General features: G+C 71.1%; 10 protein-coding genes. 7 read left to right on the top strand and 3 right to left on the bottom strand.

The window, feature by feature from the left end; all coding sequences use genetic code 11:
* Nucleotides 1–198 precede the first annotated feature (198 nt).
* From MANAM107_RS07905 to MANAM107_RS07895, 3 genes are all read right to left on the bottom strand, one after another.
* A complete protein-coding gene (locus MANAM107_RS07905) occupies nt 199–1,071 on the bottom strand; it encodes an HAD-IIA family hydrolase (protein WP_223907114.1) in 873 nt (290 codons plus the stop codon).
* 66 nt (nt 1,072–1,137) lie between these two features.
* Nucleotides 1,138–2,205 (bottom strand): DUF7973 family transport facilitator, encoded by a 1,068-nt coding sequence (locus tag MANAM107_RS07900; RefSeq protein WP_223907111.1) that lies wholly within the window; start codon nt 2,203–2,205, stop codon nt 1,138–1,140.
* Between the two features lie 49 nt (nt 2,206–2,254).
* Nucleotides 2,255–2,731 (bottom strand): RpiB/LacA/LacB family sugar-phosphate isomerase, encoded by a 477-nt coding sequence (locus tag MANAM107_RS07895; RefSeq protein WP_179899508.1) that lies wholly within the window; start codon nt 2,729–2,731, stop codon nt 2,255–2,257.
* Nucleotides 2,732–3,365: 634 nt separating this feature from the next.
* Here MANAM107_RS07895 and glpK point away from each other — a divergent pair.
* The 7 genes from glpK to MANAM107_RS07860 all read left to right on the top strand — a co-directional run bounded on the left by glpK (nt 3,366) and on the right by MANAM107_RS07860 (nt 13,073).
* On the top strand, nt 3,366–4,889 hold the full coding sequence (gene glpK, locus MANAM107_RS07890) for a glycerol kinase GlpK (protein WP_223907099.1): 1,524 nt from the start codon (nt 3,366–3,368) through the stop codon (nt 4,887–4,889).
* Between the two features lie 115 nt (nt 4,890–5,004).
* Entirely contained in the window at nt 5,005–5,970 is a 966-nt protein-coding gene (locus MANAM107_RS07885) for a hypothetical protein (RefSeq protein ID WP_179899510.1), read from the top strand.
* Nucleotides 5,971–6,253: 283 nt separating this feature from the next.
* Nucleotides 6,254–7,948 carry an L-lactate permease gene (locus MANAM107_RS07880; protein ID WP_223907096.1) on the top strand — a complete coding sequence of 565 codons (1,695 nt, stop codon included), beginning with the start codon at nt 6,254–6,256 and terminating at the stop codon, nt 7,946–7,948.
* A 418-nt stretch (nt 7,949–8,366) separates the two neighbouring features.
* Nucleotides 8,367–9,182: a (Fe-S)-binding protein gene (locus MANAM107_RS07875; protein ID WP_223907093.1), complete on the top strand. Its 816-nt coding sequence runs from the start codon at nt 8,367–8,369 to the stop codon at nt 9,180–9,182.
* Entirely contained in the window at nt 9,179–10,909 is a 1,731-nt protein-coding gene (locus tag MANAM107_RS07870; protein WP_223907090.1) for a LutB/LldF family L-lactate oxidation iron-sulfur protein, read from the top strand. The genes MANAM107_RS07875 and MANAM107_RS07870 overlap by 4 nt, the downstream gene beginning before the upstream one ends.
* Entirely contained in the window at nt 10,909–11,559 is a 651-nt protein-coding gene (locus MANAM107_RS07865) for a LutC/YkgG family protein (RefSeq protein WP_223907087.1), read from the top strand. The genes MANAM107_RS07870 and MANAM107_RS07865 overlap by 1 nt, the downstream gene beginning before the upstream one ends.
* Before the next feature lie 248 nt (nt 11,560–11,807).
* Complete coding sequence (locus MANAM107_RS07860; protein ID WP_179899515.1) at nt 11,808–13,073, top strand: alpha-hydroxy acid oxidase; 1,266 nt, start codon at nt 11,808–11,810, stop codon at nt 13,071–13,073.
* Nucleotides 13,074–13,138 lie beyond the last annotated feature (65 nt).

Raw genomic sequence — 13,138 nt, 5'->3', positions numbered from 1 at the left:
GTGGACGGAGTCGGTCGAGGGCGGTCAGGGTCGGTTTCAGTCGGGTTCAGGAGGTGGCGGTCAGGAGCAGGGGGTAGCGGTCGGTCTGGGTCGGGCCCGCCGGCGGCGGCCGGGCGGCGTCGACGGGCGGTGGGGCTGCGCTGCGGCGGTCGGTCCGCCGCAGCGCAGTCCGGACGTGGCGGGCGGGGCCGCCGGCGCTCAGGCGGCGCCGGGGCCCTCTGGCTCCTCACGCCAGCCCAGCTCCTCCCAGATGGCGGCGGGGATGAGCCGGTCCACCCGGTCCAGGACGTAGTCGGGACGCCGGTCCTCGGGCCTGGCCGCGACGTCGTCGAGCGTGGCCTCCCCGGTCAGGACGCAGGCCGATCCCATCCCGGTGTCGAGAGCCATCTGGATATCGGTCTGGAGCCGGTCGCCCACCATCATGCAGTCCTGGGGGCCCAGGTCCAGGCCCGCCAGGGCCTCGTGGAGCATGATCGGCGAGGGCTTGCCCAGATTGGCCTGGCAGGCCACCCCGGTGCAGGCCTCGATCGCCGCGGTGATGGCCGCGCAGTCGGGCTCCCCGCGGCCGCCCGGGAAGGGGCAGAAGCGGTCGGGGTTGGTCTGGATGAGGATGGCCCGCTTGTGGAACCAGAGGGCGTCGAAGGCGATCTGGAGCTTGCGGTAGTCGAAGGTGCGGTCGTAGGAGGCGATGACGACGTCGATCTCCCCCGGGTCCTCCGTCAGGCGGAAGCCCGCCTCGACCAGCGCCCGCTGGAGCGGCTGCTCGGCGATGGCGAAGACCGCGGCCCCCGGATGGTTCTCCTTGAGCCAGCGGGTGGTCGTCACCACCGTGTTGCAGATGTCCTCGATCCTGGCCGGAAGGCCGAGCCCGGTGAGCTTGTCGAGGTACTGGCGCGGATCCTTGGTGGGGTTGTTGGACAGGTAGCGCACGGGGATCTCCCGGCGCTGGAGCTCGGCCAGGAGCCGCCGCGCCCCCGGCAGCAGGCCGTCGCCCAGGTAGATCGTCCCATCCAGGTCGAAGACGTAGGCCTTGGCCAGGTCCTCGGGGAATGACAGTGGTGAGTCGCTCATGAGGAGGCCTCCGTTTCTGTGCAGCCGATAGTGGCGGGTCCGCGGCGGGTCCGGTGCGCCGGAGCCCTAGGACAGCAGCGCGGCGAGGCTGACCACGATCGTGTTGCAGATCCAGATAGCGCCGGCCGGCGGGTCGATGTGGCTGGTGCCGCGGTTGTACCACAGGCGTGCGGCCAGCTCGCCGAAGGAGGCTGCCACGATGCCGAAGACACCACCGATGAGGACGGCGACGATCGCCAGCATCCAGGTGCGCGAGTCCCAGGTGGAGGTGGCGGTCCACTGGAAGGTGGCGAAGGTCGAGCCCATGAGGATGGGGAAGAACTGGATCGTGGCCAGCCCGCCGATATTGGTCACGTGGTGCTGGACCGGCATGCTGCGGTTGGTGATGAGGAAGAGGATGATCACCGCGGAGATGGCGAAGGGGAAGGTGTTGGCCAGGGCGGCGGCCAGGCTGCCGTCCATGCCCAGCTCGGTCAGGCGGGCGCCGACGTTACCGGCCAGGAACAGGCTGACCCCACCGGCGGCGGCCCCGAAGAAGCTGCCGATGGTGATGACCTGGCCGGGCTTCTCCTGCCACTCCAGCCAGCGCCCGTTGGTGCCAGGGGCGATCCTGGCCAGGCCCCTCTTGCCCTCCTCGAACTTGTGGGCGTCGTGCAAGGAGCCGGAGAACAGGCGGGTCCCGCCGAAGACGACACGGGCGGTCATGCCCGACAGCAACACGGCCAGGGCCACGGAGTCGGTGTGGCCGCCGAACCACGGGATCATGGAGATGCCGATCTGCAGCAGGTAGCCCAGGACGCCGAAGGCCGCGCCCACGAGCAGCACATCGGGGCGGCCCAGCCCCGCCAGGGGGCTGTTGACGTCCTTGCCGTCCTTCATGTAGCCCCGGTAGGCGGCGTAGATCGCCCCGGCCGCGCCGCCGGCGAAGGCGATATGCGGGCCCATGAAGGGGCCGAAGGCGATGTAGTCGAAGGCGAAGGTCGAGCCGGTGAAGGCGAAGACGCCCCAGGAGAAGATGACGCTGAAGCCGGTCAGGACGAAGGCGTAGTTACCACCGATGGAGGCGCCGATGGCGCCCCCGGCCAGTGCGAGGATCACTCCGAACAGGAAGATCCCAAGAGAAGCAGTGAACATCGTTGTTCCTTGAGTCGTGCGGATGGGGGATGGTGCTACTCGGTCACGGTCAGTGGGCGGCCCGGGAGTCGGCCCGGCCCTCGTGCTCGATGATGAGGTCGATATTGGCCTTGGAGTGCGAGGCCGGGTCGAAGGTGTAGCCCAGGAACTCGCTGGCCAGGCGGCGTGCCAGCTCGCGGCCGATGACGCGCTGGCCCAGGCACAGGACGTGGGCGTCGTTGGACATGATGAGGCGCTCGACGGAGAAGGAGTCATGGGCCGTGGAGGCCCGCACGCCGGGCACCTTGTTGGCGCTGATGGCCATGCCCATGCCGGTGCCGCAGAAGAAGATACCGCGGTCGGCCTGGCCCTGGGCGATCATGGTGGCGGCGGGGAAGGCGATGCTGGGGTACAGCGGCGTCTCGCCCGGGGCGCAGCCGGCGTCGATGACCTGCTCCACGCGGGGGTCGGCCTCGAGGTCGGCCTTGACGGCCTCCTTGTAGTCCACTCCGGCCGGGTCGGCCGCAATGACGATCCTCAGTCCCATGACAGCTCCGTCCTCGTCGGTGCACTCCAAGCCTCATCACCCGGAGAGCGCCCGACAGATCCTACAGATCCAGTGGTGTTTTCAACACGTCTCACGTGACTCCTCCCGTGAGGCGCAGCACCACTAGGCCTGTAGTCCTACCCCATCTCGCGCCCATCGTGGGCATCTGCATCGGGGCTCCGCACATCCGTGCACGCCCCGGCGGGCACCAGCGCACCTTCTATCAGCGGGCCCACCCGCCCCCGCCATCGCCTTCCCACGCATGACGACGACTGGGTAGCCTCCCACTCCATAGGGACCCGGCGCAGCCCGATGCTGCGCCACTGGGGCCATCCGAACCGGCACCCTCCTCGGGGATCTCGAACAGCTGCTCGAGATCCGCACCGGCGGTGCCGCGGGATCGTCAATGCACAAGGACGTGTAGGAAAGCGAGTCGAGCAGGCATGAGACCAGCCCCGGGACGCGTTCTCCGGCAGGCACTCCTGGAGGGGCCACCATCCCGGGCGGGCTCAGCCGCACGGCCCATGGGACGGCGCCTCCCCGACCATCCGGGCCACGCGCTCCCGCGCCCCGCCACGCAATGACTGCGCCCATGCCGGAGCGCCCCACCCGTCACACCATGGAAAGGACCCCCATGACCGAGAAGAAGTACGTCCTGTCGATCGACCAGGGCACCACCTCCTCGCGCGCCATCCTCTTCGACCACTCCGGGCAGATCGTCGCCGTGGACCAGAAGGAGCACGAGCAGATCTTCCCGCGCGCCGGGTGGGTCGAGCACGACGCCCTGGAGATCTGGCGCAACGTGCGCGACGTCGTCGCCGGGGTGCTCTCCGCCGCCGAGGTCAACCGCCACCAGATCGCCTCAGTGGGCATCACCAACCAGCGCGAGAGCGCCGTGGTGTGGGACAAGAGCACCGGCGAGCCCGTCTACAACGTCATCGTCTGGCAGGACACCCGCACCCAGAAGATCTGCGAGCGCCTGGCCGGCCAGGAGGGCCCCGACAAGTACAAGGAGCGCGTGGGTCTGGGCCTGGCCACCTACTTCTCCGGCCCCAAGGTCACCTGGATCCTGGAGAACGTCGAGGGCGCCCGCGAGCGCGCCGAGGCCGGCGACCTGCTCATGGGCACCATGGACACCTGGGTGCTGTGGAACCTCACCGGTGGGGTCAACGGCGGGGTGCACGCCACGGATGTCACCAACGCCTCGCGCACGATGCTGATGAACATCGACACCCTGGACTGGAACCCGGAGATCTGCGCCGACATGGGCATCCCGGTCTCCATGCTCCCCGAGATCAAGCCCTCCTCGGGCATCTTCGGCTACGGCCGCAAGAACGGCCTGCTGGTGGACACCCCCATCAGCGGCATCCTGGGAGACCAGCAGGCGGCGACCTTCGGGCAGGCCTGCTTCACCAAGGGCCAGGCCAAGAACACCTACGGCACCGGCTGCTTCATGCTCATGAACACCGGCACCGAGCCGGTGCACTCCACCAACGGCCTGCTGACCACCGTGTGCTACCAGATCGAGGGCGAGCCCGCGGTCTACGCCCTGGAGGGCTCCATCGCCGTGGCCGGCTCCCTGGTGCAGTGGCTGCGCGACAACCTGGGGATCATCAAGGACTCCAAGGACGTCGAGGAGCTGGCCAAGACCGTGGAGGACAACGGCGGGGCCTACTTCGTGCCCGCCTTCTCCGGCCTGTTCGCCCCGCACTGGCGCCCCGACGCCCGCGGCGCCCTGGTGGGCCTGACCCGCTACGTCAACAAGGGCCACATCGCCCGCGCCGTGGAGGAGTCCACCGCCTTCCAGACCCGCGAGGTCCTGGAGGCCATGAACGCCGACTCCGGCCAGGCCCTGACCGAGCTCAAGGTCGACGGCGGCATGACCCGCGACGAGCTGCTCATGCAGTTCCAGGCCGACCAGGTGGGCGTGCCCGTCGTGCGCCCCCAGGTCACCGAGACCACCGCCCTGGGCGCGGCCTACGCCGCCGGGATCGCCGTGGGCTTCTGGTCGGGCACCCAGGACGTCATCGACAACTGGGCCGAGGGCAAGCGCTGGAACCCCCAGATGGATGAGGCCGAGCGCGAGCGCCTCTTCCGCAACTGGAACAAGGCGGTCACCCGCACCCTGGACTGGGTGGACGACGACGTCGTGGAGTGATCCCGGCGCAGCCGGCGGTCCGCGCGCATGCGCGCCACCGCTGAGCCGCGAGTGCACCGGGGCCCGGCAGGACGATCCGCTCCTGCCGGGCCCCGCTCATGCGTAGAGTGCGGCAATGACCATTCCTCTGGGCCCGCTCCCGCTCCCCCGTACCGACGACGACCTCGGCCCGCGCCTGCGCAAGGGGATCGAGCAGGCGGCCACGCCAGCGCTCGACCGCCCCGAGGCCATGCGCCTCCAGGTGCGCTGCGCCGTCCCGGATATCGACCTGCTCGACGTCGACCTCAGCGGCACAGCGATCACCGCTCCCCCGGTGCGCTCGCACGGCCCTGAGGACTTGCAGGGCTCTGCGGGGCCCGGGCCGGAGCCGCAGGAGGAGGCGGAGGTCGCGGCCGCCTCGACACCGGGCCGGCTGCGCAGACTCCAGGTGCGGGCCCGGCCCATGGAGGTCCTGGGCGCGACGGTGCGCATCGATGCCCGCCTCCGCGACATTCGGGTCGCCTGGGAGGAGAGGGCCGGCAGCGGCTCCCTGGTCCTCAACGAGCCCAGCGCCCAGTCCCCGCTGCACGGGCGGGTGGAGCTCGGCGTCTCCCAGGCGGGCCTGGTCACCGCCATCGAGCGGCTCGGCACGCACCTGCTGGAGGGCAGGGGCGCACTGGACGAGGTGGAGCTGGAGATCAGCGGGGCGGCACCGGGGGCCCTGCGGGTCAACGGCAGCGGCCGGATCCGCTGGGGCCTGCTGCGGGCCCGGGTGCGGATCGGCGCCCAGGTGGACGTCCAGGAGGCCGATGCCCACCGCCCCGGTGCCGGCAGCGGCCCGGGGAGTGGGCCCAGCGGCTCGGGCGGGGCGCTGGGCGGCGGGCAGCCGGTGATGCTCGCCACGCTCTCGCAGGTGGCGGTGTCCTCGCGCCACCCGGTGGCGGCGGCGATGCTGTCCCGGGCCGCCAAGGACATCCGGGCCCTCGAGGGCAGGCGGGTGCCGCTGCGCTCCTCCGACGGGGCGGTGGCCGTCACCGACCTGAGCGTGACCACCGGCCCCGAGCTCAGCGTCTGCGCGGTGCTGGGAGGAGGCCCCGACTGAGCCGCCCATCCCGGCGGCGGGTGCGGACAGCGCCAGGCGAGGCGCGCAGGGCGGCCACCGCGCGGTCCGCACCCGAGGCGCACCAGAAGTAATCCGGCCATAAGTATGGTGACAATATAGAAATGGGCTGGGCGCGCCACGGGCATACTCACGGAGCGCGGCAGCGACGATTATGGCAGGATCGCATACGCGCGCCCGGCGCCGGCCTCAAGGGCCCAAGGTCCCGACACGGCGTGGCCCAGTGCCCCGGGCGCCTGACATATCACCGACCAGGAGACATCCGATGGAGTCTGTCCTCCTCCTACCCGCCATGAGCATCCCGCCCCTCGCGCCCTTCACGCCCTCGACGACGGCCGTGGGCGACAGCGTCTTCCTCACCGCCGCCGTGGGGCTGATCCCGCTCATAGCCTTCTTCGCGCTCATGGGCGTGTTCAAGGTCGCCACCCACTGGTGCTCGCTCATCTCCCTGGCCCTGGCCTGCATCATCGCCGTCGCCTTCTTCGGCATGCCGGTCGCCATGACGGCAATGAGCGCCACCCAGGGCGTGGCCATGGGCCTGGTGCCGATCGTCTACATCATCATCGCCGCGGTGTGGCTCTACAACCTCACCGAGGCCTCGGGGCGCTCGGCGGACCTGCGGGCCGTGTTCAACACCATCGGCAAGGGCGACATGAGGGCCCAGGCGCTCATCGTCGCCTTCTCCTTCTGCGGACTGCTGGAGGGCCTGGCGGGCTTCGGCGCCCCGGTGGCCATCGCAGCGGCCATGGTGGCCGCCCTGGGCCTGCCCAAGCTCAGGTCCGCCGCCGTGGTCATGGTCGGCAACGCCATCAATGTGGGCTTCGGCGCCATCGCCATCCCGGTGACCACCGCGGGCCGGCTCGGCGGCCAGGAGCCGGTGGTGGTGGCCACCTTCATGGGCCACCTGACCTGGATCTTCTGCGCCCTCATCCCCCTGGTGCTCCTGTTCATCCTCGACGGCATGCGGGGCGTGCGCCAACTGTGGCCCCTGGCCATCGTGGCGGGCCTGGCCACCGGCGCAGGCCACTTCCTGACCCCCTCGCTGTCCTACGAGCTCACCGCGGTACTCGCCTCCCTGCTGGGCCTGACCGCCTCCTACCTCTTCCTGCTGGTATGGACCCCCACCACCCCCCAGGAGCACCGCTCCCAGGTGTCCAACGACGACGCCCCCGACCGCGAGCGCGTGGTGCTGGCCCTGCTGCCCTACGTCCTGGTGGTGGTCATCATCGCGGTGACCAAGCTGTGGAGCCTGGGCTTCGACCTGAGCGCCGCCCTGAAGGCCACCGACCTGCCCATCACGTGGCCCGGCGTCTACGGGCAGCTGCTCACCGCCGAGGGCAAGCCCTCCTCCAGTGCCATCTACACCCTCCAGACCCTGTCCAACCCGGGCACCTGGATCCTGGTGACCGCCCTCATCGTCACCGTCATCTACTCGCTGCGCTCGGTGCCGGGGCGCTTCGAGATGAGCCTGCGGCTGAGCGCGGCCACCCTCATGCGCACCTTCCGCACCCTGCGCCTGGCGGTGGTGACCATCGCCAGCGTCATGGCCCTGGCCTATGTCATGAACTTCTCCGGGCAGACCACGGCCATCGGCGCGGCCCTGGCCACCACGGGGGCGGCCTACGCCTTCCTGTCCCCGGTCCTGGGCTGGCTGGGCACGGCGGTGGCGGGCTCGGCCACCAGCGCGGGAGCGCTGTTCGCCAACCTCCAGGCCACCGCCGCCCAGGGAGCCGGCCTGGACCCGCGCATCCTGCTGGCCGCCAACACGATCGGCGGGGGCCTGGGCAAGATCGTCTCGCCCCAGAACCTGGCCATCGCCTCCACGGCGGTGGACGCCCCGGGCACCGAGGCCGACATCCTGCGCAAGGTCGCCCCCTACTCCCTGGGGCTGCTGCTGGCGCTGTGCACCCTGGTGCTGGCCGCCTCCCAGGGCTGGCTGGGCGCCCTCCTGCCCGCCTGAGCGCGTCCGCCCGGGGCGACGGCGCCGAGCAGCGCCGTCGCCCCGGCCGCTCGCCCCGCACCGGTCGGGGCGAGCGGCCCGCACAGTGCGGCGAGCGCATAACCGCACTCCGGCCTGCCTCAATTTCACGCGCCCGCCGCGCCCCTCACCGGCCCGGCGGGCGCGGCGCGCAGGTGGCCGGCGACGTCGTCGGATCGGCGCGATGACGGGCAGTGGGCAGTGCCGCCACCGGCAGCCGACAGGATCCCGGGCGGGCCGGGCGGCAGGGTCGCGCAGGAGCGGGCATAGGCTGCGGAGCACGGCCCCGGCAGATCGAGCTGCCCGAGGCGCCTTTGATACCGACCAATGCCCTCCCCTGCGCCGTGGAGGCCGTCGGAGGAATCACCACCCCCATCCGGAGGAATCCTGGAGGACTACCGTGCGCATCGCACTCTTCGCGACCTGCCTGGCTGACACCATGTTCCCGCAGGCGGCCCAGGCCACCGTCTCGCTCCTGGAGCGACTGGGCCATGAGGTCCACTTCCCGCCCGGCCAGGTCTGCTGCGGCCAGATGCACGCCAATACCGGCTACTTCAAGCAGGCCGCCCGCGTCATCCGCAACCATGTGGAGACCTTCTCCCCCGTCCTGGACGGCCAGTGGGACGCCATCGTCATCCCCTCGGGCTCGTGCACCGGGGCGGCGCGCCATGAGCAGCGGCTGGTGGCCGAGCATGTGGGCGATACCGCCCTGGCCACGCGGGTCGAGCAGATCTCGGCCCACACCTACGACCTGTCCGAGCTGCTCGTCGACGTCCTGGGGGTGGTCGACGTCGGCGCCTACTTCCCCCACACCGTCACCTACCACTCCACCTGCCACTCCCTGCGGGTGGCCAAGGTCGGGGACCGGCCCCAGGCGCTGCTGCGGGCCGTGGAGGGCCTGAGCCTCATCGACCTGCCCGACGCCGACATCTGCTGCGGCTTCGGCGGCACCTTCTCGATGAAGAACTCCGAGACCTCCACCGCCATGCTGGCCGACAAGATGAGCGCCATCATCTCCACCCGCGCCGAGGTGCTGTGCGCCGGCGACTACTCCTGCCTCATGCACATCGGCGGGGGCCTGTCGCGCGTGCAGTCGGGGGTGCGGATCATGCACCTGGCCGAGATCCTGGCCTCCACCAAGCAGGCCCCCTTCGAGGGCAATATCTCCTTCGCCCCCCAGCACGTCCAGGCCAGCACCGAGGAGGCGGCACGATGACACAGGTCTTCCTGGGAATGCCCGGTACCGGGGGCTGGCGCACCGATATCGCCCAGCCCGCCGACACCCTGCGCTGGGGCCCGACCTTCCCCGAGGGCGCGCACAGGACCCTGGCCAACACCCAGATGCGCCGCAACCTGGGCCACGCCACGCGCACCATCCGCTCCAAGCGCGCCCAGCGCGTGGCCGAGATGCCCGACTGGGAGGAGCTGCGCAATGCGGCCGAGGCCGTGAAGTTCGAGGTGGCCTCGCGCCTGCCCGAGCTGCTCGAGCAGTTCGAGGCCAATGTCACCGCCCGGGGCGGGATCGTCCACTGGGCGCGCGACGCCGCCGAGGCCAACCGGATCGTGGCCGGCATCATCGCCTCCAAGGGGGTCGACGACGTCGTCAAGGTCAAGTCCATGGCCACCCAGGAGACCAATCTCAACGAGTACCTGGCCGAGCAGGGCATCACCGCCCATGAGACGGATCTGGCCGAGATGATCGTCCAGCTGGCCGACGACATGCCCTCCCACATCGTGGTGCCGGCCATCCACCGCAACCGCTCCGAGGTGCGGGGCATCTTCCTGGACCGGATGGAGGGCGCCCCCCAGGACCTGTCCGACAACCCCCAGGAGCTGACCGCCGCCGCCCGGACCTACCTGCGCAACAAGTTCCTGCGCGCCTCGGTGGCCGTCTCGGGCACCAATATGGGCGTGGCCGAGACCGGCACGGTCTCCATCGTGGAGTCCGAGGGCAACGGCCGCATGTGCCTGACCCTGCCCCAGACCCTCATCACCCTCATGGGCATCGAGAAGCTGGTGCCGCGCTTCCAGGACCTGGAGGTCTTCACCCAGCTCCTGCCGCGCTCGGCCACCGGCGAGCGGATGAACCCCTACACCTCGCTGTGGACGGGGGTCACGCCCGGGGACGGCCCCCAGGAGTTCCACGTGGTGCTCATGGACAACGGGCGCACCAAGACCCTGGCCGACCCCGTGGGCCGCACGGCACTGGCCTGCATCCGCTGCGGCTCGTGCATGAACATCTGCCCCGTCTACCAGCACACCGGCGGCCACGCCTACGGCTCGGTCTACCCCGGGCCGATCGGCTCGATCCTCACCCCCCAGCTCACCCAGGGCCTGGACGACGACGACCCCGTCCACACCCTGCCCTTCGCCTCCTCCCTGTGCGGGGCCTGCGGGGAGGTCTGCCCGGTCAAGATCGACATCCCCACGATCCTCATCCATCTGCGGGCCCGCTCCGTGGATGCCAAGCGGCGACTGCTGCCGGACATCTGGGACGTGGGCATGAGCGCCTCGGCCCCGGTGATGTCCAGCTCCGCCCTGTGGTCGGCGGCCTCCGAGGCGGTCAAGGCCTCGGCGCTCCTGGGCGGCCAGGACGGGCGCATCGGGGCCCTGCCCTTCCCTGCCTCCCTGTGGACCGGCGCCCGCGACCTGCCCGTGGCCCCCGGTGAGACCTTCCGCCAGTGGTGGCGCCGCACCCACCCCCAGGGGGCGACGCCGATGCGGTCTCAGGCCGCGACGGCGGGTGGGGCGCACGGCGCCCTGCCCACCGATCCACCGCCGGGGGCCGCCCCGGCCCCCGCGGGCAGCGCCGTCGACGACGGGGAGCCGGCCCCGGCCGTGCTGGACGCGCGTGGCGGCGGCACCGCCCCGCCCGAGGCCATCGCTCCCCCACCGCCCCCGGCAGCGGTCAGCAGCAAGAAGACGAGCCAGGAGGAGATCTGATGGATGCCAAGACCGCGATCCTGGCCCGCGCCCGCGACGCGATCTCCCGGTCCCAGTCCGAGCCGGTGCGCCCGGTCCCCCGCGACTACGTGCGCCAGGGCTCCGATCCGGCGGGCTCGCAGCCGGTGATCGAGGAGATGGTCGACACGCTCGAGGACTACTCGGCCCACGTCGCCCTGGCCCCCACCCGCGACGAGGTGCTCGACGCCATCGACGAGCTGCTGGGCCCGGCCCGCATCGTCGTCGTGCCCGCCGGGCTGCCCGAGGACTACAAGGCGGCCGCCGCCCGCTCCGGGCGCGAGCTGTGGGAGGACTCCCGGGAGGAGCCCATCGCCACCCTGCGACTCGATGAGGCCGACGCGGTGCTCACCTGCTCGCGCCTGGGGATCTCGATCTCGGGGACCATCGTGCTCGATGGCGAGCCCGACCAGGGGCGGCGGGCCATCAGCCTGGTGCCCGACAGGCACGTGGTGGTCCTGGAGCGCGCCTCGGTGGTGCCCACGGTCCCCCAGGCCGTCGACGTCATGGGACAGCACCCGACCCGGCCCATGACCTGGATCTCGGGGCCCTCAGCCACCAGCGATATTGAGCTCGTGCGCGTCAACGGCGTGCATGGGCCGCGCAACCTGGGCGTGATCATCGCCCATTGACCCGGTCCCGGGCCGGGGGGGGGGGGGGGGGGGGGACGGACGGTCAGGACCCGCCCGAAGCGCCTCTGACATGCTCAAACACCCTCCGGCTCCAGCCATTAGGGTCACCTTGCCTACCATGACTTATGTCCCATAGGATGATGAGCGTCCTGGCCGGGCAATAGATCTGCTCCGCCGAGTTCGGCGCAGATGCCCGGCACGGGCCCCGCTCCGCGGGCTCACACCGTCATCTCACCGTCGAGGTTTTCATGGTCAAGCGTCAGATGCCCAACCCCAGCGAGATCTTCGAGCTGCTCCAGTTCAAGAGGCCCCAGCTCGATCCCGTACGCCGCCGCCTGGACTCCGCGCTGACCATATGGGACCTGCGCCGGATCGCCAAGCGCCGCACCCCCGCCGCCGCCTTCGACTACACCGACGGCGCCGCTGAGGGCGAGGTCTCCCTGCGCCGGGCGCGCCGCGCCTTCCACGACATCGAGTTCCACCCCGACATCCTGCGCCCGGCCATCGACGTCGACACCTCCTGCCAGATCCTGGGCGGACCCTCGGCCATGCCCTTCGGCATCGCCCCCACCGGCTTCACCCGCCTCATGCAGACCGAGGGCGAGGTCGCCGGCGCGGGGGCCGCGGGCGCCGCCGGCATCCCCTTCACCCTGTCCACCCTGGGGACCACCTCCATCGAGGACGTGCGCGCCGCCAACCCCCACGGGCGCTGCTGGTTCCAGCTCTACGTCATGCGCAAGCGGGAGATCTCCTACGGGCTGGTGGAGCGGGCCGCGGCCGCGGGCTTCGACACCCTCATGTTCACCGTGGACACCCCGGTGGCCGGGGCCCGCCTGCGCGACAAGCGCAACGGCTTCTCCATCCCGCCCCAGATCACCCCGGGCACCGTGCTCAACGCCATCCCGCGGCCCTGGTGGTGGTTCGACTTCCTGACCACCCCCAAGCTGGAGTTCGCCTCCCTGCAGTCCACCGGCGGCACGGTGGGCGAGCTGCTGGACTCGGCCATGGATCCCACCATCAGCGACGAGGACCTGCGGATCATCCGGGAGATGTGGCCGGGCAAGATCGTCATCAAGGGGGTCCAGAACGTGCCCGACGCCGTGCGGCTCATCGACCTGGGGGTGGACGGCATCCTGCTGTCCAACCACGGCGGGCGCCAGCTCGACCGCGCCCCCATCCCCTTCCACCTCCTGCCCGCGGTGGTGCGCGAGGTCGGCAAGGACGCCACGATCATGGTGGACACCGGCATCATGAACGGTGCCGACATCGTGGCGGCCACCGCCCTGGGGGCGAAGTTCTCCCTCATCGGCCGGGCCTACCTCTACGGCCTCATGGCCGGTGGCCGCCGCGGGGTGGACCGCACCATCGAGATCCTCTCCGATGAGATCGTGCGCACCATGAAGCTCCTGGGAGTGGCCAGCATCGAGGAGCTCGAGCCGCGCCACGTCACCCAGCTCACCCGCCTGGTGCCGGTGCGCCCCCAGGTGCGCGAGGCCGCCGCCCAGGTCGGCTGACGGCCGCGCACCGCTGCACGCAGGAAGGGGACGGCGGGTGCCCAGGACTGATGAGGCCCGGGGCG

Origin of the sequence: Actinomyces capricornis, assembly GCF_019974135.1 — a bacterium.
Taxonomy (GTDB): domain Bacteria; phylum Actinomycetota; class Actinomycetes; order Actinomycetales; family Actinomycetaceae; genus Actinomyces; species Actinomyces capricornis.
Note: the sequence above shows the minus strand (reverse complement) of the source record. Positions and strands in the feature narration are given on the sequence as shown.

Coding starts and splice junctions, on each gene's coding strand:
- MANAM107_RS07870 (WP_223907090.1), top strand. CDS start 9,179: ATGACACAGGTCTTCCTGGGAATGCCCGGTACCGGGGGCTGGCGCACC.
- glpK (WP_223907099.1), top strand. CDS start 3,366: ATGACCGAGAAGAAGTACGTCCTGTCGATCGACCAGGGCACCACCTCC.
- MANAM107_RS07895 (WP_179899508.1), bottom strand. CDS start 2,731: ATGGGACTGAGGATCGTCATTGCGGCCGACCCGGCCGGAGTGGACTAC.
- MANAM107_RS07860 (WP_179899515.1), top strand. CDS start 11,808: ATGGTCAAGCGTCAGATGCCCAACCCCAGCGAGATCTTCGAGCTGCTC.
- MANAM107_RS07865 (WP_223907087.1), top strand. CDS start 10,909: ATGGATGCCAAGACCGCGATCCTGGCCCGCGCCCGCGACGCGATCTCC.
- MANAM107_RS07885 (WP_179899510.1), top strand. CDS start 5,005: ATGACCATTCCTCTGGGCCCGCTCCCGCTCCCCCGTACCGACGACGAC.
- MANAM107_RS07880 (WP_223907096.1), top strand. CDS start 6,254: ATGGAGTCTGTCCTCCTCCTACCCGCCATGAGCATCCCGCCCCTCGCG.
- MANAM107_RS07900 (WP_223907111.1), bottom strand. CDS start 2,205: ATGTTCACTGCTTCTCTTGGGATCTTCCTGTTCGGAGTGATCCTCGCA.
- MANAM107_RS07905 (WP_223907114.1), bottom strand. CDS start 1,071: ATGAGCGACTCACCACTGTCATTCCCCGAGGACCTGGCCAAGGCCTAC.